Raw genomic sequence first — 24,519 nt, 5'->3', positions numbered from 1 at the left:
CTATAATCTGTGCGTAACGTGAAAAAATAGATAACAGTTCAGCCGTGAACGTATCCGGGAACAGGATCATGTCTGTATGATTTTAGAACCGAATACGTTCACGAACTGTGTTATTCCAGTAACATATTTGCACGGAGAGGCATCATGAATCCATCGAACGAACCCTCACAATTCAAATTACATTCCGAATATCAGCCTACCGGAGACCAGCCGCAGGCCATTGCGGAGCTGGTGGAAGGCTTCCGGCAGGGCAATCAGTTTGAGACATTGCTGGGTGTTACCGGTTCCGGTAAGACCTTTACCATGGCCAATGTGATCCAGGCATTGAATAAGCCGACGCTGATCATTGCCCACAACAAGACACTGGCGGGGCAGCTTTACGGGGAAATGAAGGAATTTTTCCCGGAAAATGCCGTGGAATATTTTGTCTCCTATTACGATTATTATCAGCCGGAGGCTTACGTGCCGTCTTCGGACACTTATATTGCCAAGGATTCTTCCATCAATGATGAGATCGATAAACTGCGTCTGTCAGCGACAGCATCCCTGGCGGAACGCAGGGATGTGGTGGTAGTGGCCAGCGTGTCCTGTATCTATGGTCTGGGAAGCCCCGACGAATATCAGGATCTGATCGTATCCCTGCGTCCCGGCATGGTGAAGGATCGTGACGAGGTATTGCGGGAACTGATCGATATTCAGTACAACCGCAACGATATGGATATTCAGCGTGCCACTTTCCGTGTCAGGGGAGATGTGGTGGAAGTATATCCGGCACAGGGCGGCGATTATCTCATCCGTATCGAATTTTTCGGGGATGAGATCGACCGGATCGCAGAGGTAGAGCCTCTTACAGGGAAAATTCATGCAGAGCTGAATCATGTGGCGATCTTCCCGGCATCCCATTATGTGGTATCTCAGGAGAAGATCAAGGCAGCCTGTGACAATATCGAAGAAGAGATGAAGGAACGGGTACAGTTTTTCAAGGGCGAAGACAAGCTGATCGAGGCCCAGCGGATTGCGGAACGGACGAATTTCGATATTGAGATGCTCCGGGAGACCGGTTTCTGTTCCGGTATCGAGAACTATTCCAGACATCTGAACGGACTTCCTGCGGGAGCACCGCCCATGACGCTGTTGGACTTTTTTCCGGATGATTTCCTGATCATCGTGGACGAGTCCCATATGACGATCCCACAGATCCGCGGTATGTATGCCGGGGACCGCTCGCGAAAGCAGACACTGGTGGACTACGGTTTCCGTCTGCCCTCGGCACTGGATAATAGACCGTTGAACTTTGAGGAATTCGAGGCGTATATCGACCAGATGATGTTCGTATCCGCCACTCCTTCCGATTATGAGAAGGAGCATGAACTGCTGCGGACAGAACAGATCATTCGTCCCACAGGTCTGCTGGATCCGGAAGTACAGGTGCGCCCGGTAGAGGGACAGATCGATGACCTGATCGGAGAGGTCAACAAGGAGATCGCACAGCATCATAAGGTACTGATCACCACACTGACCAAGCGGATGGCAGAGGATCTTACGGATTATATGAAGGAAGTCGGTATTCGGGTGAAATATCTGCATTCTGACATTGATACGCTGGAGCGTGCCCAGATCATCCGGGATATGCGTCTGGATGTGTTCGATGTACTGGTAGGTATCAACCTGTTGCGAGAGGGTCTGGATATTCCGGAGATCACTCTGGTGGCCATTCTGGATGCAGATAAGGAAGGATTCCTTAGAAGTGCGACTTCCCTGATCCAGACCATCGGCCGTGCGGCCCGTAATGCGGAAGGCCATGTCATCATGTATGCGGACACCATCACGGACTCCATGCGGGAAGCACTGGATGAGACCAACAGACGTCGTGAGATCCAGATGAAATATAATGAAGAACATGGTATCACCCCCCAGACTATTAAAAAGGCGGTGCGTGATCTTATCAGCATCTCCAAGGTAATCGCCAAGGAAGAGGTACGCTTTGAGAAGGATCCCGAATCCATGACGAAGAAGGAACTGGAGAAGCTGATCGGCGAGATCCAGAAGAAGATGCAGAAAGCAGCGGCAGACCTGAATTTCGAAGCGGCAGCAGAACTTAGAGATAAAATGCTTGAATTAAAGAAACAATTAAATGATATGGAATAAAAGTAAAGCATCAAAGATGCGATTTTGCGAATGGAGCTCTGAATAATTGGAGAACGATATTTTATTTAAGAAAGGCAAGACAATGGAAGAAGCAAAGAAGATGCATCCCCGGGAGTACATTAAGATCCGGGGTGCCAATGAACATAACCTGAAAAACATTAATGTGGACATTCCCAGAAACGAGCTGGTGGTATTGACCGGTATGTCCGGTTCCGGTAAGTCCTCTCTGGCATTCGACACGATCTATGCAGAGGGACAGAGACGCTACATGGAATCCCTGTCCTCCTATGCGAGACAGTTCCTGGGCCAGATGGAGAAGCCCAATGTGGAAAGCATCGAAGGACTGTCCCCCGCTATCTCCATTGACCAGAAATCCACCAACCGTAACCCTCGTTCTACCGTCGGTACGGTAACAGAGATTTATGACTATTTCCGTCTGCTGTATGCGAGAATCGGTATTCCCCACTGCCCGAAGTGTGGCAGAGAGATTGCCAAGCAGACTGTAGATCAGATGGTGGATCAGATCATGAACATGGGAGAAGGCACGAAGATCCAGTTGCTGGCCCCTGTGGTCAGAGGCCGCAAGGGCGAGCATGCCAAGGTGCTGGAGCGTGCCAAGAGAAGCGGTTATGTCCGGGTACGGATCGACGGCAGCATGTATGAACTGACGGAAGAGATCAAACTGGATAAAAATATCAAGCACAATATCGACATCGTGGTAGATCGTCTGGTGGTAAAGGATGGTATTCAGCGCCGTCTGACAGACTCTATTGAAAACGTACTGGAACTGGCAGAGGGGCTGCTGGTGGTGGATGTGATCGGCGGCGAACCGGTGAATTTCAGCCAGAGCTTTTCCTGTCCGGACTGTGGTATCAGTGTCAGCGAAGTGGAACCCAGAAGCTTTTCCTTCAACAATCCTTTCGGTGCCTGCCCGGTATGCTTCGGCCTGGGATATAAGATGGAATTCGACGAGGATCTGATGATCCCGGACAAGAGACTCAGCATCAATGAGGGAGCCATCACGGTCATGGGCTGGCAGTCCTGTGCGGACAAGTCCAGCTTTACCAATGCTATTCTGCGGGCACTGGCGAAGGAATACAATTTTGATCTGGATACCCCTTTCGAGGATTATCCTCAGAAGATCCATGATATCCTGATCCACGGCACCAACGGCAAAGAAGTCATGGTGCATTATACCGGCCAGCGCGGCAGCGGCGTGTATCCCGTAGCCTTTGAAGGCCTGATCAAAAATGTGGAGCGCCGCTATCGTGAGACGGCTTCCGAGAGCAGTAAGCAGGAATACGAGACCTTCATGCGCATCACACCCTGTAAGGAATGTAAGGGCATGCGCCTGAAAAAAGAATCTCTGGCGGTTACCGTATGCGACAAGAATATTTATGAGATCACATCCATGTCCATCCGCGATCTGCAGAAATTTCTGGACACCATGACGCTGACGAAACAGCAGCAGTTCATCGGCGAACGTGTGTTGAAAGAGATCCGTGCAAGAGTAGGATTTCTGGTGGATGTGGGACTGGAATATTTGTCCCTGGCCAGAGCTACGGCTACCCTGTCCGGCGGTGAAGCACAGCGTATCCGTCTGGCTACCCAGATCGGTTCCGGACTGGTGGGTGTATGCTATATTCTGGACGAGCCCAGCATCGGCCTGCACCAGAGAGATAATGACAAACTGTTGAATACTCTGAAGAACCTGCGGGATCTGGGGAACACTCTGGTAGTGGTAGAGCATGATGAAGACACCATGCTGGCAGCGGATTATATCGTGGACATTGGTCCGGGAGCCGGTTCCCACGGCGGAGAGGTCATTGCCTGCGGCACAGCAGAAGAGATCATGAAGATTCCGGAATCCATTACGGGACAGTACCTCAGCGGCAAAAAGCGGATTCCCGTACCGGAAACCAGAAGGACTCCCACCGGCTGGATCAAAGTACTGGGAGCTCAGGAAAACAACCTGAAAAACGTAGATGTAGAAATTCCTCTGGGTGTGATGACCTGTGTCACCGGTGTCTCCGGTTCCGGAAAAAGTTCACTGGTGAATGAGATCCTCTACAAGCATCTGGCGAGAGAATTGAACCGTGCCCGCTGCATTCCCGGCAGACACAAGGGTATCGAAGGTGTGGAACAGCTGGACAAAGTCATCAACATTGACCAGTCTCCCATCGGACGGACTCCCAGATCCAACCCCGCTACTTATACCGGAGTATTTGATCTGATCCGCGATCTGTTTGCTTCTACGGCGGACGCAAAGGCCAAGGGTTACAGCAAGGGACGATTCAGCTTCAATGTCAAGGGCGGAAGATGTGAAGCCTGCGGTGGCGATGGTATCATCAAGATCGAGATGCATTTCCTGCCGGATGTCTATGTGCCCTGTGAGGTCTGCGGCGGTAAGAGATACAACCGTGAGACACTGGATGTAAAATACAAAGGCAAGAGTATTTTTGATGTGTTGGATATGACGGTGGAAGAAGCATTGCCTTTCTTCGAAAATGTACCGTTTATCCGCAGAAAGATCGAGACCCTGTATGATGTGGGACTTTCCTATGTAAAGCTGGGACAGCCTTCCACTACCCTGTCCGGTGGTGAGGCACAGCGTATCAAGCTGGCCACGGAGCTTTCCAGAAGAAGTACCGGCAGGACCATCTATATCCTGGATGAGCCTACCACAGGACTGCATTTTGAGGATGTCCATAAGCTGGTGGAGATCCTGCACAGACTGGCGGACGGCGGCAACACGGTGGTTGTCATCGAGCATAATCTGGATGTGATCAAGACCGCGGATTATATCATCGATATGGGACCGGAAGGCGGAGACCGCGGTGGTACAGTGATCGCCAAGGGAACCCCGGAAGAAATCGTCAAGGTGAAAAAATCCTACACCGGTTACTATGTGAAAAAGATGCTGGAGAAGGACAAGAAACTACGATAACTATTCAGACCCCCATTCGCAAAACGCTCTTTCATGGCTCCCTGATTCTGAATAGTTATCAAATTTTAAGAATTACCCTCTATGAAAATGGAAAAAATTCAGTTATAATATGATGTATATGACTAAAATAGCGTGTAGAGTCAAGACTTATAGATAGATACCATCGGAAAGGGGTAATAAAAAAGATGCAGTGCACAGATATCGGAATTGATTTAGGTACCGCCAGCATTCTGGTATACATCAGAGGAAAGGGCGTTGTATTAAAGGAGCCCTCTGTTGTAGCTTTTGATAGAGATACAAATAAGATTAAAGCCATCGGTGAGGATGCAAGACTGATGCTGGGAAGAACTCCCGGCAACATCGTAGCCGTAAGACCGTTACGTCAGGGCGTTATCTCTGATTATACCGTAACCGAGAAAATGATGAAATACTTTATCCAGAAAGCGCTGGGGAAGAGAACTTTCCGTAAGCCTCGTATCGCTGTCTGTGTTCCCAGCGGCGTTACAGAGGTAGAGAAGAAGGCAGTAGAAGATGCTACCTACCAGGCAGGTGCCAGAGAGGTTTCCATTATTGAGGAACCCATCGCAGCTGCTATCGGTGCGGGTATTGATATTTCCAAGCCTTGCGGTAATATGATCGTAGATATCGGCGGCGGTACTTCCGATATCGCAGTCATATCTCTGGGAGGTACTGTAGTCAGTGCTTCCATTAAGATCGCAGGCGATGATTTTGATGAAGCCATTGTGCGTTATATGCGTAAAAAACATAATCTGCTCATCGGTGAGAGAACCGCAGAGGATCTGAAGATCAAGATCGGTTCCTGCTACAAGAGAGCGGAAGTGGATTATATGGATGTCAGAGGACGTAACCTCGTGACCGGTCTGCCCAAGACTGTTAAGGTGTCTTCCGAGGAGACCGAGGAGGCATTGCGCGAGACTACCGCACAGATCGTGGAGACCATTCACAGCGTACTGGAGAAGACTCCCCCTGAGCTGGCAGCCGATATTGCAGACAGAGGAATCGTACTGACCGGAGGTGGAAGCCTGCTGCGCGGTCTGGAAGATCTGATCTCTGCCAAGACAGGTATCAACACCATGACAGCAGAGGATCCCATGACAGCAGTGGCCATTGGAACCGGTAAATACGTAGAGTTCCTGGCAGGCTACAGAGAGTAACACAGACAGCTCCGGGGAACCGGAAAAGATAGACTAAGGCAGGATGCCGTACATTTGTCGAAGGATCGCAGCCGCAAATGGAGGATATGAATGGTTAAAGGCTTGTATACCGCTTACACCGGTATGGTAAACGAACAGAACAGAATGGATATCATGACCAACAATCTGGCCAATGCATCTACCGTCGGATATAAAAAGGAAGGATCCACCAGCCAGTCCTTTAATGATGTGCTGACGGTCAAGATCAAGGACCAGTCGGTAGGCATGAGAAATGTCCAGAAGATCGGTATCAAAAATCCCGGAGTGAAGATCGGAGAGAATTATACCGATTATACCCAGGGATCTTTCCGCATTACGGATAATACCTATGATCTGGCATTAGCTGGAGATGGCTTTTTTGCCATTGAATTTACCAATAAGGCAGGAGAGACCGACACCAAATACACCCGTGCAGGACAGTTTACACTGAATAAGGATGGATATCTGGTAACGGAAGAGGGTGACTATGTTCTGGATACCCAGAACAGGAGGATCCGCCTGAACACACTGCTGGATTCCAAGATCACCGATGACGGTACGATTTATCAGAACGATCAGGCAGTTGCCAGAATTCAGGTGACGGACTTTGAAGATTATGATTACCTGGAAAAATATGGAGAGACCTATTATCAGCCCATTGAAGGGGCCAAAACGACTACGGCAGATGCACAGGTGAAGTCAGGCTATCTGGAGATGGCAAATGTACAGATTGTATCCGAGATGGTAAATCTGATCTCCATTACCAGAGCATATGAATCCAACCAGAAGGTGGTCCAGACCATTGATGGCACTCTGGATGTAGCAGCGAACCAGATTGGTAAACTGTAGTAATGAATTCGGCTGGGACAGCCGATAACTGATTATAGAATATTTTCAGGATAAAAATCAGGTCATGGATGACATAAGGGACATTGTGAGAGGAGACTACATATGGTCAGAAGCTTATGGACAGCAGCGACCGGCATGATCGCACAGCAGACAAATGTGGATACGATTGCCAACAATCTGGCAAACGTAAACACCACAGGTTACAAAACACAGGTGAATGAATTCAAGAGCCTGTTATACCAGAACATCCAGACGAAGACAACTTCCGCAAACGGAGATACCAAGCCCGGCAGTGCGCAGGTAGGTCTCGGTGTAAGAAATGCTTCCATCAGTTCCGTATTTAAGGAAGGAAGTCTGACAGCATCCGACAGCGACACCGCATTTGCAATTGATGGCAAGGGTTTCTTTGCAGTAAGAGGAGCGGACGGCAATACCTACTACACCAGAAACGGTAATCTGAAGTTTACACTTGCAGCCAACGGCGGCAATATGCTGGCTACTTCTGATGGACTTCCGGTACTGGATACACAGGGTAAAGCAATTGTTCTGGGCAGCAATTATGTGATGAGCAATATTACAGTCAGCAAGGACGGAAGTCTGTGTTATCCCGATGCAAAGAACAATCCTCAGCCTATCGGCATCACAATAGGTGTTTTCCAGTTCAATAATCCGAACGGACTGGAAAGACTGGCAGACAGCCTGTATCAGCAGACCGCAGCCAGCGGACAGGCTATCAACGAAGCAAGAAATAATAATGTAGAAAAGAGCAGTATTATCCAGGGATATCTGGAAAGCTCCAATGTACAGGTCGTAGACGAGATGGTCAACATGATCGTTGCACAGCGTGCCTACGAACTCAACTCCAAAGCCATCACAGCATCCGATGAGATGCTACAGCAGGCCAACAACCTGCGTAGGTAATGAGAAATGTCAAACCGTAAGATGACGATTCGCCTGCTTGCAGGCGGAAACGTCAGATTGCGGTTTGATAGGGCGAATGCCCGACATCGAAGGAAACGCGAAGCGTTTACGAGATGCATTGCTCATTACCGTAGGGGCGATTCGCCTGCTTGCAGGCGGAAACGTCAGATTGCGGTTTGATAGGGCGAATGCCCGACATCGAAGGAAACGCGAAGCGTTTACGAGATGCATTGCTCATTACCGTAGGGGCGATTCGCCTGCTTGCAGGCGGAAACGTCAGATTGCGGTTTGATAGGGCGAATGCCCGACATCCCTGCAAGCTCGTCTTGCAGGGATGCCCGTCGCATTACCGTAGGGACGATTCGCCTGCTTGCAGGCGGAAACGTCAGATTGCGGTTTGATAGGGCGAATGCCCGACATCGAAGGAAACGCGAAGCGTTTACGAGATGCATTGCTCATTACCGTAGGGACGATTCGCCTGCTTGCAGGCGGAAACGTCAGATTGCGGTTTGATAGGGCGAATGCCCGTCGCATTACCGTGGAATTTAGAAAGGATAAATTATGGATATCTCTTCTATATACGGCAGTTCCGCTCTGGACAGCACCGCATACACCAATGCGGCGAACCAGACGGCTTCCAAATTGCAGAACCAGTTAAACGGTTCGGATTACACCAAAGCAACAGACGATGAACTGATGGATGCCTGCAAGCAGTTCGAGGCTTATTTCCTGGAGCAGATGTTCAAGGAAATGATGAAGACCATCCCTGAGAGCGATGAGACTTCTTCTTCCAACTCCCAGCTTATGGATTACTATAAGGATGAGATGGTACAGCAGATCGCATCCGACTCTACGGAGCAGAACAGTCTGGGACTGGCACAGATGCTATATGAGCAGATGAAGCGTAATTACAATCTTGAGTAGCGACTTCGGGCTGCCATTTCTGGCAGCCCTGATCTTTTTTATCTTACGCCGCCACCGCGGTGACCTCTTCCCAATTCGGAGAGAACAGCCTTGAAACCCACAAATCAACAGACAGATAGTATGAGGAATAAAAATGGAGACGATTACAGGTTTTGTAGACCATATTGTGTTTCAAAACAGTGAAAACGGATATACGGTAATGATCCTGTCGACAGAAGGGGAAGAGATGACCTGTGTCGGTATGTGCAAAGGACTGACCCAGGGAGAAAATATTTCCGCAGAGGGAGAATACATAGAACATCCCGTATACGGCCGACAGTTCAAGATCCAGAGCTACGAGACCGTAACACCGACCGACCGCGTGGGAATGGAACGGTATCTGGGTTCCGGAGCAATCCGGGGAGTCGGTGAGGCACTGGCAGCCAGAATCGTAAAAAAATTCGGAGACGATACTTTCCGCATCATCGAGGAGGAGCCGGAGCGTCTGGCTGAGGTAAAGGGGATCAGCGAACGCAAGGCACAGGAGATCGCTATCCAGATGGAAGAAAAAAAGGATCTCCGGGAAGCACTGGTCTATTTACAGCAATACGGAATCAGTAATACTCTTGCCGTAAAAATATATAATACCTATGGTATGGAAATGTACAGCGTTATGCGGGAGAATCCCTATCGCCTGGCAGAGGATGTCAGTGGTGTGGGATTCCGTATCGCGGACGAGATCGCAGGGAAGATCGGCATTCATACCGACTCGGATTACCGCATCCGCAGTGGCATTCTGTATACCCTGCTGCAGGCGGTGGGAGAAGGTCATTGTTATCTGCCGTTGGATCTTCTGCTGCGCAGAGCTTCCGAACTATTGGGGGTATCAGAGGAAAATATCCGTCCTCAGGTGGATAACCTTATCATGGACCGAAAGCTTGTGGCAAAGGGAGAAGCAGTATTTGCTTCCTCTTATTACTATGCGGAGTTGAATTGTGCCAATATGCTCAGGAATCTGAATATCCCTATGGTGGAGGCAGAAAATCTTCCCTCCCAGGATGCAGCGATCCGCAAACGTCTGGAACGCATGGCGGAAAATCTGTCCATGGAACTGGATGAACTGCAGCTGAAAGCGGTGGAGGAAAGTATCAAAAATGGCCTGTTTATCCTGTCCGGAGGTCCCGGCACCGGAAAAACCACCACCATTAATATGATCATCCGATTCTTTGAATCGGAAGGCATGGACATTTTTCTGGCAGCACCTACGGGCAGAGCAGCCAAGAGAATGACGGAAGCCACCGGATTTGAGGCGAAGACCATTCATCGTCTGTTGGAACTGAACAGTGCCCTGTCGGAAGACGACACCAGAAAGGCAAATTTCGAGCGGAACCAGGAGAACCCCTTAGAGGCGGATGTGGTGATCATTGATGAAATGTCCATGGTGGATATTCAACTGTTTCAGGCGCTTCTGAAAGCAATTCTTCCGGGAACACGACTGATCCTGGTGGGAGATGTGGATCAGCTGCCCAGTGTGGGACCCGGACAGGTATTGCGGGACCTCATGAACAGCCGGGCGTTCTCCACGGTAACTCTGGAGAAGATCTTCCGGCAGGCCGGACAAAGTGACATTGTCGTCAATGCCCATCGGATTAACAGAGGAGAGCAGATCACTCTGGACAATAAGTCAAAGGATTTCTTTTTACTGGAAAGAAATGACGTAAATGTCATATATAAGCACATGATCCAGCTGATTCAGGATATGCTGCCCAGATATGTGGGAGCCACCTCCTTTGATATTCAGGTACTGACCCCTATGAGGAAGGGAAGTCTGGGCTGTGAGACGTTGAATGAGATCTTACAGCGTTATCTGAATCCAGCGGATCCTCATAAAAAGGAGCATGCCTATGGCAATACCGTTTTCCGGGAAGGCGATAAGGTCATGCAGATCAAAAACAATTACCAGATCGAATGGGAGATCGTCGGGAGATACAATATTCCCATCGACAAGGGAATGGGCGTATTCAACGGAGATATGGGAAGGGTTAAGGAAATCAATGATACCATGTCCACACTGCTGGTGGAATTCGATGACGGGAGACGGGTCAACTATCCTTTCTCGGCATTGGAGGAACTGGAACTCTCTTATGCCATTACGATCCATAAGTCCCAGGGAAGCGAATATCCTGCGGTGATCCTGCCACTGTTGGGCGGCCCCAGAATGCTGTTCAACCGCAACCTTCTGTACACCGGAATTACCCGTGCCAGGAACTGTGTCACCATTCTGGGAAGCAGTGAGACCGTGCGGAACATGATCGAGAATGTCAGCGAGAATCGCAGATATACGGGATTGGAGCAGCGGATCCGGGAGATCTGCTGCCTGCCGGAAAATGATACACCGTAGACGGAAAACAAAACGGGAGCCTGAGATTGCAGAAAGAGATCAGAAAAACCATAAGCAAAATAAAGGAAACGGGATTACAGCTGCTGTTTCCCGGAAGATGCCCGGTCTGTGACGGGATCGTCCGTCCTTTTGGCAGGAAAATCTGCCCGGAATGTCTGCCTAAATTAAAGCCGGTGACGGCTCCGTGGTGCATGCGTTGCGGAAAGAAACTGGCGGAGGAACGGGAGTATTGCGGTGATTGTATGCACCGGGAACATAAATACGACAGAGCCAGAACTTTATACGAATACAGGGATGTGGCTCCGTCAATCTATCGTTTTAAGTATAGTGGACGGCAGGAATACGGCGATTTTTTCGGAGAAGAAATGGCGCGTCTGTTGGGAGATTTTATCGGCCGGGTGCGTCCGGACGTTATAGTTCCGGTGCCGCTGTACCGTGGGAAACTGCGGAAAAGAGGATATAACCAGGCAGCATGTCTGGCAAGGGCTTTGGGCAGAAGCCTGGAACTGCCGGTGGATGAGAAACTGGTAAAACGGGTGAGAAATACAGCACCGATGAAGCATTTAAATCCCACAGAACGGCAAAATAATTTGAAAAAGGCTTTTATTATAGGCAGAAATGATGTAAAATTATATGACCGGATTATTCTGGTGGATGATATTTATACAACAGGTACGACCCTGGATGAGATCGCAGCACTGTTAAAAGAGCACGGAGTGTCAAAAGTGTATTGCGTGACATTGGCCTGTGGGTCTGGTGTATGATCAGGAAGGTGTGAGATACTATGAATATAAGAAATTGCAGAATGTGCGGACATATTTTTAACTATGTGGCAGGACCGTTTCTGTGCCCGCATTGCCGTGAGAAGATGGAAGCCAAGTTCCAGGAGGTAAAGGAATACATCCGTAATAACCCCGGTGTAAGTATTCAGGATGTATCGGAGAACTGTGACGTGGAGCCGTCCCAGATCCAGCAGTGGCTGAGAGAAGAGAGACTGGAACTGACAGAAGGATCCAGTATTCTGCTGAACTGTGAGAAATGCGGAGCACCGATCCGCAGCGGAAGATTTTGCGAAAAGTGCAAATATGATATGGCCATGGATCTGCAGAGTGTACTGCCGAAGAAGCAGACTGCGCCCCAGCAGAGCCCCAGAACATCCAGAGACGGAGAAAGAATGCGTTATCTGTAAGCATTTGTAAGCGGAGGAATTATGCTGAACGAAGAAAAAGTCATACTGATGACGCAAATGGCATCTTATGAAGAGAATGAAGGCAAAAAGAATATGGCCATCGGCCGTTATTTCCGCAGTGACTACATTGCCATACAGGTGTTGAAGTCCATTCTGTGCGCGACGATCGCGTATGGAGTCTGCTTTGCGTTGTTTGTGTTCTATGATTTTGAGAATTTCATGCAGGATATTTACAAGATGGACCTGATCGGTTTTGGAAAAAATGTTCTGCTGTACTATGGAATAACGGTTGTAGTGTATGGAGTGGCATCTTATCTGATCTGCTCTCTGCGCTATGCACGGGCGAAAAAGAGCCTGAAATGCTATTATAACAATCTGAAGAAGTTGAATTCCATTTACAATGAGTAAACGGCCTACACAAATTGACCTGGAGGAAATATGACTGCTTTACTGGAATTAAGAGAGAATCTCAAGAAGATCTACAGCAGAAATGAAGCTTTTATTCTGCCGGTGATCAAGTTTTTACTCAGCTTTATCGTGCTGAGCATCATAAACGGCAAAATGGGATATATGACAAAGCTGGATAACATGGCCATCGTGCTGATCGTATCGTTGCTGTGTTCTTTCCTGCCCACCGGATTTATGGCTTTTTTTGCAATGATGTTTGCAGTGCTTCATATGTATGCACTCTCTATTGAAACCGCGGCGGTTGGGCTGGTTGTTTTCCTGTTGCTGTATCTGCTGTTTCTCAGATTTACCGCGAAGGAAGCACTGGTAGTGGTACTGACCCCGGTGCTTTGTATGCTGAAGCTGCCCTATGTGATGCCTGTGGCAATGGGACTGATCGGAACCCCGGCGTCCTGCGTATCTGTAGGCTGCGGTGTTGTGGTGTATTATCTGCTCCAGACGGTGATCACCAATGCTCCGACCATCAACTCCATGGGAGCAGAGGAAGCCACTGCCAAACTGCGCCTGCTGATTGACGGAATGCTGGGGAACAAGGCAATGCTGGTGACGATCGCAGCATTTGCCATTACCGTGATCGTGGTGTATCTGATCCGGAGAATGAGTGTGGATCACTCCTGGACCATTGCCATGGTTGCCGGCGTTATGATCGAAGTGATGATCCTGCTGGTGGGAGATCTGATGTACGATACCAATCTCTCCATCGTCAGCGCACTGTTAGGTGCCGTTGTTACGCTGATCGCCTGCAAGATCATAGAATTTTTCCGATTCTGTCTGGACTATAGCAGAACGGAGAAAGTACAGTTTGAAGATGACGAGTATTATTACTATGTAAAGGCAGTGCCCAAAATGACAGTTGCGGCGCCCACCAATACAGTGAAGAAAATCAATACACAGCGACGTCCGGCAGGTCAGCAGACCAGAACCTCCGGACAGGGTACGAGATCTGCAGGCCAGACCTACAGAAGTACGGCACATACCGGCAGGCCCTCAGAAGGAACAGGCCGAAGTGTTGTGACAGAACGTACCCCCGCCAGAAACGGAGTTCCTTACGGACAGCAGGGCGGTTACCGCGGACACGAGATGTCCGGTGGCAGAAGTGTCACCATAGGCGGCAATCACACGAATCCTCAGGATGACTCCGATGATTATGAAGAATTGTTCTGAAGGGATTAATGGAAAATGCAATTAGGGGATAAGCTGGCAGAATATATTAAAAATTTCAGCAGTTACCGCACAACCATGGATTTCGGCGATGTGGCCGAGATCCTGATCATTGCGGTACTACTGTATTATGCGTTAGTGTGGATGAAGACGACCCGGGCATGGGTATTGCTCAAGGGTCTGGTTGTCATCCTCATTTTTTTGCTGTTGGCTTATTTTTTCCGTATGACTACCATCCTGTGGATGGCCCAGAATGTTCTGGGATTTGCGGTGACAGCCCTCATAGTGGTGCTACAGCCGGAATTGAGAAAGGCATTGGAGGAACTGGGCAAGAAGAATATTATCAGTTCTGTATTACCTTTTGACAACAATCATCGTGTGGACGAGGGATTTTCCGAGAAGACCATTAATGAGATCACCAAAGCCTGTGTGGAGATGGGCAAGGTCAAGACCGGTGCCCTGATCGTTATCGAACAGAAGGTTTCCCTGCGGGATTATGAGAGAACGGGAATCGATGTGGATGGTATCGTGACCAGCCAGCTGCTGATCAATATTTTCGAGCACAACACCCCGCTGCATGACGGTGCTGTGATCGTACAGGGGAACCGGGTAGCCTCTGCCACCTGTTATCTGCCGCTGTCGGATAACCTGGGACTGAGCAAGGAACTGGGTACCAGACATCGTGCCGGTGTGGGTATCTCGGAGGTGACAGATTCCCTGACGGTGATCGTATCCGAAGAGACGGGTAAGATCAGCGTTGCATACGAAGGAAAGCTGGAGCGGAATCTGGATGCGGAGACTCTTCGCGACAGAATGCATAAGATCCTGAACAATACCGGAGAGGAACACAAAAATCTGCGAATCTGGAAGGGAAGGAGCCGTGAGAAGAAATGAAAAAATTACTGACACGTAATCTTGGACTGAAGCTTGCTTCTCTGGTGCTGGCCTTTGTATTGTGGTTTCTGGTGGCACAGATCTATGATCCGAAGGACACGGTAACCTTCAATAATATCCAGGTCAGACTGATTAACACAGATCTGCTGGAGCAAGAAGGAAAAGTATATGAGGTGCTGGACAACAGTAATCTGGTAAGAGTAACGGTAACAGGCCCCCAGAGTATTGTAAAATCCGAATTGCGCAGAAACGATATTGTAGCGGAAGCGGATATGAGCAAACTGACAGATATCAATACGATCGCCATCACTTATTATTGTGAGAATATCAGCAACGATTCCGTGGAGATCAGGGGTAATCACGATTCCGTGCGCCTGAATGTGGAAGACAAGACCAGCAAATGGATCAAACTGGAGAGCACCACGCTGGGAGAGGTGGCATCCGGTTATATGATCGGCAATGTAACGTTGGATCAGACCAACATCGAAGTAACCGGACCTAAATCAGCGATCTCACAGATCGATCATGCCGGAGTGGACATCAATGTAGCAGATTCCACCAGCAGTCTGTCGGCTAATGTGGACATTAAGCTGTATGATGCGGACGACAATGAACTATCTCTGGAAACTGTCAAGAAAAACGTGGATTCTGCGCATATGACAGTAGAAGTGCTGGCAACGAAGGAAGTACCGGTAGAGATTGAATATATGGGTGTACCTGAGGACGGTTATATGGCTACCGGTGAAGTAGAGAGTAGCAGGTCTACAGTGAAGATCGCCGGAACGGCATCAGCACTGTTGGGAGTATCTGCCATTACCGTACCGGAGGATCGTATGAATATTACCGGACAGTCCAGCGATCTGGTGGATATCATTAATCTGAAGGAGTACCTGCCCGCTAACGTCAGACTGGCGGATAAGAGCTTTGACGGCAAGATCACTGCAACGGTATACATTGAACCGATCGCGACCAAGGACCTGTCCGTACCGGCAGAGAACATTACGATCAGCGGTGTGCCGGAGGGAATGGAGGCAGAGATCACTACAGAGGCGGAGACTTATGATATCACGGTATCCGGCCTGGACAGAGATATCAGTATTCTGCGGGATGATACGGTGACGGGAGTACTGGATCTGGAGAAATGGATGAATGACAACAATGTAGAAGAACTGACACCGGGAAATTACACGATCCCTGTGACGTTTAACCTGTCGGAGGATATCATGGTAGAAAATGATGTCAATATCCACATCCGACTGAAGAATCAGGATACAAATAATTAAAAGATAGAATGAGAGGTTTTTTATCATGGCTAGAATGTTTGGAACAGATGGTGTACGAGGAATTGCCAACGAGGAACTGACTCCGTTGCTTGCCATGCAACTGGGGCAGGCAGGAGCCTATGTACTTACGAAGGAAAATGAGCACAAACCCACGATCATGGTGGGTTGTGATACCAGAATTTCCGGAGATATGCTGGCGAATGCGTTGATGGCAGGAGCCTGCTCCGTAGGAGCCAACTGTGTCTACGTAGGTGTGATTCCCACTCCTGCGGTTGCTTATCTGACCAAGAAATACAAAGTAGATGCCGGCGTTGTGATCTCCGCATCCCACAATCCGGTAGAGTTCAATGGTATTAAATTCTTTGACGGTAACGGCTATAAGCTTCCCGATGCCATGGAAGATGAGATCGAGGCATTGATCCGTAACAATATGCCCAGTATCAAATTTCCCATCGGTCCCGGAGTCGGCAAGATCAAGTACCGTACCGATGCCAGAGAAGAGTACATCAATCATGCCATGAGAGCGGTCAATGTGGATCTGACCGGACTGAAGATCGTGGTGGATTGTGCAGAGGGTGCCTCTTTCTATACATCCGTAGAATGCCTGAAAGAACTGGGCGGCAGCGTGGTGGCCATTCACAACAATCCGGACGGTACCAATATCAATGCCAACTGTGGTTCCACCCATATGGAAGAACTGCAGGCCAGAGTGGTCTATGAAAAGGCCAATGTCGGTCTGGCCTTCGATGGAGACGCAGACAGACTGCTGGCTGTGGATGAGAACGGTAATATCGTCGATGGTGACCAGATCATGGCAATCGTAGGCAACTACATGAAGAGCAAGGGTACTCTGAAGAAGGATACCATCGTGGCAACCGTTATGAGTAATCTGGGATTCTTCCTGATGGCAGAGAAGAATGCCATCCATATGGAGAAGACCAAGGTGGGTGACCGCTATGTACTGGAGCGCATGAAGGAGATCGGCGCCAGCCTCGGCGGCGAACAGTCCGGTCACATTATTTTCCTGGATGAGAATACCACCGGAGACGGACTACTCAGTGCACTGCATCTGCTGCAGGTCATGGTGGATACCGGAAAGCCTCTGTCAGAACTGGCTAAGGTGATGGAAGTACTGCCCCAGGCACTGGTAAATGCCAAAGTGGCCAATCACAAAAAAGAGAAATATATGGAATATCCGGAGATCGCAACAGCCATTGGGAAACTGGAAGAAAAATTCGCCGGAGAGGGCCGTGTCCTGATCCGTCCTTCCGGAACCGAACCGCTGGTAAGAGTCATGATCGAAGGAAAGGATCAGCAGGTGATCCAGGAAGAAGCACGGAAGCTTGCCAACCTGATACAGGATATCATGTTCTAGCAGACAGATTCCGAAAGTTGTCTGGTAAAAGCCCTTGTGAATGCTTTTCATTCATGCTATGATAGAAATGTAAATGAAAAGTAAAATCATAAACACTAGAGAAAATAATGCAGAATAATATAGATATTGGAGGGTTTGTTATATGGTAAGTCAGAAAGTCGTAATCAAGAATCCCACGGGCCTGCATCTGCGTCCCGCCGGAATTCTGTGCAAGGAGGCAATGCAGTTCAAGTCATTGATCACCTTCAAATTTCGTGAAAATACTGCAAATGCCAAGAGCGTACTCAGTGTATTGGGTGCTTGCGTAAAATGTGGGGATGAGATTGAATTCGTATGTGAGGGTGAGGATGAGGCAGAAGCCCTGAAGACCCTGGTAGAAGCCGTAGAGAACGGTCTGGGAGAATAACAGGATCGTCATAGAGGAACATTACAGAGGCTGTGCATATTGAAGATGCGCAGCCTTTTCCTATGGAACTGTCTTAAGCCATGGAAAAAATAGTTTCATACTCAAAGGATTTATGCTATGCTGTAACTATTCAGAGCGGATTTAGAAAATGTGATTCTGAATAGTTTATAGTACATGAGGGAGAGAAAATTAAATGGAAGAAAAAAGCATGAAGAAAAGTTTTTCCAGCTTAGGTTTCCGATTCCTGATCGGAACACTGGTCATCTACGCAGTGCAGATGGGAGTAATGACCATCGTAGGTGTGGTGAAGCCGGAATGGCTGCAGGACACCACCATAAGCCTGATCCTGGCAGTATTACCACTGTATCTTGTGGGTATGCCGGTTCTGATCGCTGTGGTAAAGCGGATGCCCGGGGAAGCACCCGCGAAGAAAAGCATTACACCGGGACAGTTTGTTCTGGCGCTGATCATGTGTTTTGCACTGATGTATTGTGGTAATCTGGTGGGAACGCTGATCACCACTGTCGTAGGGGTATTAAAAGGCTCCGCAGTGGACAATGCACTGATGACCTATGCCACCGGATCCAATATGATCGTGACATTTCTCTATATGGTGATCTGCGCGCCGATCCTTGAGGAATATATTTTCCGGAAACTGATCGTGGATCGTACCGTAAAATACGGACAGGGAGTAGCTGTTGTTCTGTCCGGTCTGATGTTCGGATTGTTCCATGGCAACCTGAATCAGTTTGCCTACGCATTTTTACTGGGAATGTTTCTGGCATTTCTGTATGTGAAGACCGGAGAACTGAAAGTGACCATCGGCTTGCATATGTGCATTAATTTTATGGGTGCCGTAGTCAGTGTACTGTTATTGAAAGCAATCCATCTGGAGGAATACCAGGAAGTCATTATGAACGGGGCAGATTCACAGGCTGTCATGGACTACATGATGAAGTACCTGCCGGGCTGGATCGGCTATATGATCTATGTATTGTTTATTCTGGCAGTATTGGTTACGGGAATCGTATTGTTCATTGTATATCGTAAGAAGCTGAAATTAGAGCCGGGACAGATTGCAAAGGGACGGAGATTCAAGACCGTGATCGGCAATCCGGGAATGATATGCTACTGTATTTTCTGGATCGCCATGATCATTATCCAGATGTTCCCGGAGATTGTTACGGCAATTACGGGAAATCTGTAAAAAGAACGGCTGTGGCAGAACATCGCCGCAAAGGAGATCGGAAGTTATGTACGCATTTGACAGTAGAATACGTTACAGCGAGACAGACAGTGAAGGGTATCTTACGCTGGACGCATTACTGAATTATTTTCAGGATTGTTCCACCTTCCATTCGGAGGATGTGGGGCTGGGAATCGGTTATATGAAGGAGATTGGTCAGGTCTGGGTCCTTTCCTCCTGGCAGATCGTGGTGAACCGTTATCCGAAATTAGGGGAAAAAGTAAAGATCGTGACGCTGCCCTATGAGCTAAAAGTATTTTTGGGATACCGTAATTTTGCCATGCTGGATGAACAGGGAGAATATCTGGCGAAAGCCAACTCCTTATGGAGTCTGCTGGATGTCGGCACCGGCAAACCGGTAATGGTGAACGAAGCCATGCATAAGGGCTACGAAATAGACGAAAAGCTGGACATGGAGTATGCCCCCCGCAAAATTGCCGTGCCGGAAGGTGGAGAACTGTTGGAACCCATCGTGGTGAAAAAACACCATCTGGACACCAACCATCATGTAAACAATGGGCAGTATGTAAATATTGCCATGGAGTATCTGCCGGATGATTTTGTGATCCGTCAGATGCGGGCGGAATACAAGAAACAGGCATTCCTGGATGATGTATTGCATCCGTATGTAGTGTCTACAGAGAATGACTACGTCATCTGCCTGCAGGACGAAGCCGGGAAACCTTATGTATCAGTGGAATTTCAGGGACAGTAATCCTATGCTGTCAGAACAGGAGAGAACGTGGAATTGAGATTAGGCGAAAAACAGACGCTGGTAATAGTGAAAAAAGTAGAATTCGGAGTGTATCTGGCAACGAAGGAAGCACCGGAGGACAAAGTGCTGCTGCCGGCGAAGCAGGTGCCGGAAGGAGCAAAGGTCGGAGATGAACTGGAAGTATTCCTGTACCGGGATTCCAATGACCGTCTGATCTCTACGACGAGAACCCCGAAGCTGTGTATGGGACAGGTGGCTCTGCTCACTGTAGTACAGGTAGGGAAAGTAGGTGCCTTCCTGGACTGGGGACTGGAGAAGGATCTGCTCCTGCCCTTTAAGCAGCAGACCCGCAAGGTAAAGACCGGAGAACAGGTGTTGGCAGCCCTCTATATCGACAAGAGCGGCAGACTGTGTGCGACCATGAATGTCTATGAACATCTGCGCACGGACAGCCCGTACAAAAAAGACGATAAGGTAACCGGCCGGATCTATGAGATCAGCAAGAATTTCGGTGCGTTTGTGGCAGTGGATAACTGCTTTTCCGGACTGATCCCGAAAAAAGAACTGTTCGGAGATACTGAGCTTAGGATTGGCGATCAGGTCACTGCCAGAGTGGTAAAAGTGTTGGAAGACGGTAAGCTGACACTGAGTGTCCGGGAAAAAGCCTATCTGCAGATTCAGAAGGATGCGGAGAAGATCGAGAGACTGCTGGACAGCTATGAAGGTTCTCTGCCGTTTAATGATAAGGCGGCGCCGGAGGTCATTGCCCATGAGACCGGCATGAGCAAGAACGAGTTCAAGCGCGCGGTAGGACATCTGTTAAAAGAAGGCAAGATCCAGATCACGGAGAAAAATATTCGCAGGGTGCGTGGATAGTGTGGAAAAAACAAAAAAAGTGTGCTATAGTAAGAACGTAATCTGAGAGATATGAACAGATACAGGAGGTGTTATCATGGATATCGCAGGATTATCAATGTCAATGGCTTCAAATAATCTGCAGACGAAAATCGGAACGGCTGTGCTGAGCAAGGCGATGGATACGAACGAAGCACTGGGACAGGGAATCGTCCAGATGATTGATTCCGCTGCTATGGAACGCAGCGTAACACCGGAACTTGGTGCGAATATCGATCTGCGGATTTAGCGCAGAAATAATACATAATAAACGCTAAGACAAAAAGAGTTCGGAATATTAGTTTTCCGAATTCTTTTTTTGCGCATATTTAAAAGAAAAAGGCATTTTTACTAAAAAATGCATAAAAAACTATTGCATTTTTACCAGTTTTTCTGTAAATTTATATATGATATGGACTCTCATATCATTTTTTGGGGTTATAGCAAAAGAGAAGTATGTTTGGGGACTGAAGGAGCAGAAGATGATATCAAATCAGATTTTACAGAACACCATTGAAGGATTGAAAGGAATCGCCAGAGTGGAATTGTGTGTCATGGATGTGGATGGCAAGGAAGTAGCAGCCACCATGGATATGGGCAACTGTTCCAAGCCCGCGGTGGAATTCGCGGCATCACCGGCGGACTCCCAGGAGATCCAGGGATATCAGTATTTCAAGATCTATGATGAGCAGCAGCTGGAGTATATTCTCGTAGCCGGAGGTACCGGTGAGGATGTCTATATGATCGGCAAAATGGTTGCGTTTCAGATCCAGAATCTGCTGGTGGCCTATAAGGAGAGATTTGATAAGGACAATTTCATCAAGAATCTGCTGCTGGATAATCTGCTGTTGGTGGATATTTACAGCCGTTCCAAGAAGCTGCATATTCAGACAGACGTGCCCAGAGTGGTCATGATCGTGGAATCTGCGGGAGGCAAGGATAATAATGTCCTGGAACTGGCCAGAACTCATTTTGGCAGCAACAGCAAGGATTTCATCACAGCGGTAGATGAGAGCAACGTGATCGTGGTGAAGGAATTCGCAGAGACCGATACCGGCAAAGAAATTGAAAAATCGGCAAGAGCACTGGAAGCGGCTCTCCTGAAGGAAGGTATCCGTGAGATCCGTATTGCATACGGTACCATTGTACATGAGATCAAAGAAGTCAGCCGTTCCTACAAGGAAGCAAAGATGGCTCTGGATGTAGGCAAGATCTTCTTTGACGAGAGAGATATTATCGCATACAGTGAACTGGGAATCGGCCGTCTGATCTATCAGCTGCCCATTCCTCTGTGCAAAATGTTTATCCGTGAGATATTCGGAGGCAAGAGCCCGGATGATTTTGATGAGGAGACCCTGACGACCATTTACAAGTTCTTCGAGAATAGCCTGAATGTGTCAGAGACCTCCAGACAGCTGTTTATTCACAGAAATACGCTGGTATATCGTCTGGATAAGTTACAGAAGAGCACAGGGCTGGATCTGCGGGTATTTGAAGATGCCATCACCTTCAAGATCGCACTGATGGTCGTAAAATACATGAAGTATATGGAAACTTATGAGTATTGATTTCTTGCGGAGCCATGAAATAACGGAAAGTGTGCGTCGAATGCTTGCATTCGTAAGAACATTTGACGTTATTTCTTTGGCGAGAAAGCCTCAAATGAGCAAACAACAAGTTAACTTGTTGTTTAGAAGAGCATCGTAGATGCGATTTTGCGAATGAGGCTCTGAATAGGGATCAATATGGTAGCACAAAGGCAGCAACTGTCCGCAGGGTGGGATCTTACGGGCAATAGAAAGGCATGATCATAAAATGACAAGAAAAGAAACACAAAGGCTGAAAAGAGAGCGGATCATTGAGGAAAACGGAATCATTTTCCTGGACAACGTCAGCAAGTCTTATTCCTCAGGTTCTCCGGCACTGAATGGTGTGTCGTTAAGCATCGGAAGAGGGGAATTTGTATTTATTGTAGGTGACAGCGGATCCGGTAAATCCACGTTGATCAAATTACTGCTGCGGGAGCTTACAGCGACCAGCGGCAGTGTTTATGTTATGGGAAATGATCTGGCGAAATTAAAGCACAGGCAGATCCCCCGTTTTCGTCGTAACCTGGGTGTCGTATTTCAGGATTTCCGACTGCTGAATGACCGCAATGTCTATGAAAATGTAGCATTCGCACAGCGTATCGTAGAGACTCCCGTCAGTGAGATCCGCAGAAATGTTCCTGCGATTCTGGCAACTGTGGGACTGGCAGGCAAATATAAGGCCAAGACCAAACAGCTCTCCGGCGGTGAGCAGCAGCGTGTTGCACTGGCCAGAGCGCTGGTGAACAATCCTTCCGTACTGCTGGCAGATGAGCCCACCGGTAATCTGGATCCCAATAATTCCTGGGAGATCATGAAATTGCTGGAGGAGATCAATGAGAGCGGCACCACGGTAGTCGTGGTCACCCATAACCGCGAAATCGTCAATGCCATGCAGAAACGAGTGATTACCATGAAAAAAGGTGTGATCATCAGTGACGAAGAGAAGGGTGGGTATATCGATGAAGATTAGTACACTTTTTTATACGATCAAGCAGGGATTTGCCAATATTTTCCGGAATAAATGGTATTCTCTGGCATCCATTGCCACGATATCCGCATGTCTGTTTCTGTTTGGACTGTTCTATTGCATCGTGGCCAACTTTCAGAATATCCTGAAGACTGCAGAAGAAGGTGTATCCGTTACGGTATTTTTCCACAGTGATATGGATAACTGTGAGAGTCATGTAGACGGACAGATCCCGTCCGAACAGCGCCTGGAAGAGATCGGACAGGAGATTGCCAAGCGTGCAGAGGTATCCGAGGTACAGTTCCAGTCTGCAGATGATGCATGGGCAACCTTCGGACCGGATTATTTCGGTGAGGATTATGCAGAAGGATTCCCCGAGAATCCACTGGCAGGAGAGGATACTTATGAGATTTTCCTGAGTGATGTCTCCATGCAGGATGCACTGGTGACCTGGCTGCAGTCCATTCCGGAGGTGCGCAAGGTCAACTATTCCGAAATGACAGCCAACACACTGAGCGGTCTGAACCTTCTGATCGCCTACGTGTCCATGGGAATCATCGTGATCCTGCTGGCAGTCAGCATCTTCCTGATCAGCAATACCGTAGCTATCGGTATTTCTGTCCGTTCTGCGGAGATCAATATTATGAAATATATCGGCGCTACCGACTTTTTCGTGCGTGCGCCCTTTGTGCTGGAAGGTATGCTGATCGGTCTGATCGGTGCGGCAGTACCGCTGGGACTGATCTATTCCCTTTACAATTATGCGTTGAACTATGTGATCAACCGTTTTACGGTACTCAGCGGCTTCCTGAATTTCCTGTCTGTGGACGAGATATTCCATTTCCTGATCCCGGTATCTCTGGGTGTCGGTGTGGGTATCGGTTTCCTGGGAAGTATCGCTACTGTAAGAAAGCATCTGCACGTGTAAATATAATTCCAGCAGATAACCCGGATCCTATTTGTCATGATG

The 24,519-nt window shown here is 48.4% G+C and carries 22 protein-coding genes; all 22 read left to right on the top strand.

From position 1 onward, the window contains the following. The first annotated feature begins 144 nt into the window (after positions 1 to 144). The 22 genes from uvrB (at position 145) to ftsX (ending at position 24,477) form a co-directional block, all read left to right on the top strand. Positions 145 to 2,148 carry an excinuclease ABC subunit UvrB gene (uvrB, locus tag OCV96_RS03840; protein WP_262593576.1) on the top strand — a complete coding sequence of 668 codons (2,004 nt, stop codon included), beginning with the start codon at positions 145 to 147 and terminating at the stop codon, positions 2,146 to 2,148. Positions 2,149 to 2,230: 82 nt separating this feature from the next. Then, the gene (gene uvrA / locus OCV96_RS03835) at positions 2,231 to 5,095 is read left to right on the top strand and encodes an excinuclease ABC subunit UvrA (RefSeq protein WP_262593575.1); all 2,865 of its coding nucleotides are present in this window, start codon (positions 2,231 to 2,233) and stop codon (positions 5,093 to 5,095) included. A 185-nt stretch (positions 5,096 to 5,280) separates the two neighbouring features. After that, entirely contained in the window at positions 5,281 to 6,270 is a 990-nt protein-coding gene (gene mreB, locus OCV96_RS03830; protein WP_022312050.1) for a rod shape-determining protein, read from the top strand. A 90-nt stretch (positions 6,271 to 6,360) separates the two neighbouring features. Continuing rightward, positions 6,361 to 7,137 (top strand): flagellar hook-basal body protein, encoded by a 777-nt coding sequence (locus OCV96_RS03825; protein WP_022312051.1) that lies wholly within the window; start codon positions 6,361 to 6,363, stop codon positions 7,135 to 7,137. A gap of 102 nt (positions 7,138 to 7,239) precedes the next feature. Then, on the top strand, positions 7,240 to 8,058 hold the full coding sequence (locus tag OCV96_RS03820) for a flagellar hook-basal body protein (RefSeq protein WP_119624122.1): 819 nt from the start codon (positions 7,240 to 7,242) through the stop codon (positions 8,056 to 8,058). Between the two features lie 561 nt (positions 8,059 to 8,619). Beyond that, complete coding sequence (locus OCV96_RS03815; protein ID WP_022311842.1) at positions 8,620 to 8,982, top strand: rod-binding protein; 363 nt, start codon at positions 8,620 to 8,622, stop codon at positions 8,980 to 8,982. Positions 8,983 to 9,115: 133 nt separating this feature from the next. Continuing rightward, positions 9,116 to 11,362, top strand: a complete 2,247-nt coding sequence (gene recD2 / locus OCV96_RS03810) for an SF1B family DNA helicase RecD2 (RefSeq protein ID WP_227061711.1) — start codon at positions 9,116 to 9,118, stop codon at positions 11,360 to 11,362. A 26-nt stretch (positions 11,363 to 11,388) separates the two neighbouring features. Then, on the top strand, positions 11,389 to 12,126 hold the full coding sequence (locus OCV96_RS03805) for a ComF family protein (RefSeq protein ID WP_022311844.1): 738 nt from the start codon (positions 11,389 to 11,391) through the stop codon (positions 12,124 to 12,126). A 20-nt stretch (positions 12,127 to 12,146) separates the two neighbouring features. Further along, complete coding sequence (locus OCV96_RS03800; RefSeq protein WP_227732189.1) at positions 12,147 to 12,551, top strand: flagellar protein; 405 nt, start codon at positions 12,147 to 12,149, stop codon at positions 12,549 to 12,551. A gap of 21 nt (positions 12,552 to 12,572) precedes the next feature. Further along, complete coding sequence (locus OCV96_RS03795; RefSeq protein ID WP_022311846.1) at positions 12,573 to 12,959, top strand: hypothetical protein; 387 nt, start codon at positions 12,573 to 12,575, stop codon at positions 12,957 to 12,959. Positions 12,960 to 12,989: 30 nt separating this feature from the next. Continuing rightward, on the top strand, positions 12,990 to 14,183 hold the full coding sequence (locus tag OCV96_RS03790; RefSeq protein WP_227061709.1) for a hypothetical protein: 1,194 nt from the start codon (positions 12,990 to 12,992) through the stop codon (positions 14,181 to 14,183). A 15-nt stretch (positions 14,184 to 14,198) separates the two neighbouring features. Continuing rightward, entirely contained in the window at positions 14,199 to 15,074 is an 876-nt protein-coding gene (gene cdaA, locus OCV96_RS03785) for a diadenylate cyclase CdaA (protein ID WP_022311848.1), read from the top strand. Further along, positions 15,071 to 16,357, top strand: coding sequence for a CdaR family protein (locus tag OCV96_RS03780; RefSeq protein ID WP_118668620.1), 1,287 nt, complete (start codon positions 15,071 to 15,073; stop codon positions 16,355 to 16,357). The genes cdaA and OCV96_RS03780 overlap by 4 nt, the downstream gene beginning before the upstream one ends. A gap of 25 nt (positions 16,358 to 16,382) precedes the next feature. Further along, positions 16,383 to 17,732 carry a phosphoglucosamine mutase gene (glmM, locus tag OCV96_RS03775; RefSeq protein WP_262593573.1) on the top strand — a complete coding sequence of 450 codons (1,350 nt, stop codon included), beginning with the start codon at positions 16,383 to 16,385 and terminating at the stop codon, positions 17,730 to 17,732. Positions 17,733 to 17,874: 142 nt separating this feature from the next. After that, on the top strand, positions 17,875 to 18,138 hold the full coding sequence (locus OCV96_RS03770) for an HPr family phosphocarrier protein (protein ID WP_022311851.1): 264 nt from the start codon (positions 17,875 to 17,877) through the stop codon (positions 18,136 to 18,138). A 193-nt stretch (positions 18,139 to 18,331) separates the two neighbouring features. Then, positions 18,332 to 19,345 (top strand): CPBP family intramembrane glutamic endopeptidase, encoded by a 1,014-nt coding sequence (locus OCV96_RS03765; RefSeq protein WP_262593572.1) that lies wholly within the window; start codon positions 18,332 to 18,334, stop codon positions 19,343 to 19,345. A 46-nt stretch (positions 19,346 to 19,391) separates the two neighbouring features. After that, on the top strand, positions 19,392 to 20,099 hold the full coding sequence (locus tag OCV96_RS03760) for an acyl-[acyl-carrier-protein] thioesterase (RefSeq protein ID WP_022311853.1): 708 nt from the start codon (positions 19,392 to 19,394) through the stop codon (positions 20,097 to 20,099). A 27-nt stretch (positions 20,100 to 20,126) separates the two neighbouring features. Beyond that, positions 20,127 to 20,975: a CvfB family protein gene (locus tag OCV96_RS03755; protein WP_262593571.1), complete on the top strand. Its 849-nt coding sequence runs from the start codon at positions 20,127 to 20,129 to the stop codon at positions 20,973 to 20,975. Positions 20,976 to 21,051: 76 nt separating this feature from the next. Further along, positions 21,052 to 21,243, top strand: a complete 192-nt coding sequence (locus OCV96_RS03750; RefSeq protein WP_022311855.1) for a YjfB family protein — start codon at positions 21,052 to 21,054, stop codon at positions 21,241 to 21,243. 232 nt (positions 21,244 to 21,475) lie between these two features. Continuing rightward, on the top strand, positions 21,476 to 22,561 hold the full coding sequence (locus OCV96_RS03745) for a PucR family transcriptional regulator (protein WP_117465944.1): 1,086 nt from the start codon (positions 21,476 to 21,478) through the stop codon (positions 22,559 to 22,561). Positions 22,562 to 22,865: 304 nt separating this feature from the next. Continuing rightward, the gene (ftsE, locus tag OCV96_RS03740) at positions 22,866 to 23,552 is read left to right on the top strand and encodes a cell division ATP-binding protein FtsE (protein ID WP_117466002.1); all 687 of its coding nucleotides are present in this window, start codon (positions 22,866 to 22,868) and stop codon (positions 23,550 to 23,552) included. Further along, positions 23,542 to 24,477, top strand: coding sequence for a permease-like cell division protein FtsX (gene ftsX, locus OCV96_RS03735; RefSeq protein ID WP_262593569.1), 936 nt, complete (start codon positions 23,542 to 23,544; stop codon positions 24,475 to 24,477). The genes ftsE and ftsX overlap by 11 nt, the downstream gene beginning before the upstream one ends. Positions 24,478 to 24,519: the final 42 nt, after the last annotated feature.

The organism is Waltera acetigignens (assembly GCF_025567015.1).
Lineage (GTDB): Bacteria > Bacillota > Clostridia > Lachnospirales > Lachnospiraceae > Acetatifactor > Acetatifactor acetigignens.
The sequence above is the reverse complement of the archived record's forward strand: the minus strand, read 5'-3'. Positions and strand labels throughout refer to the sequence as shown.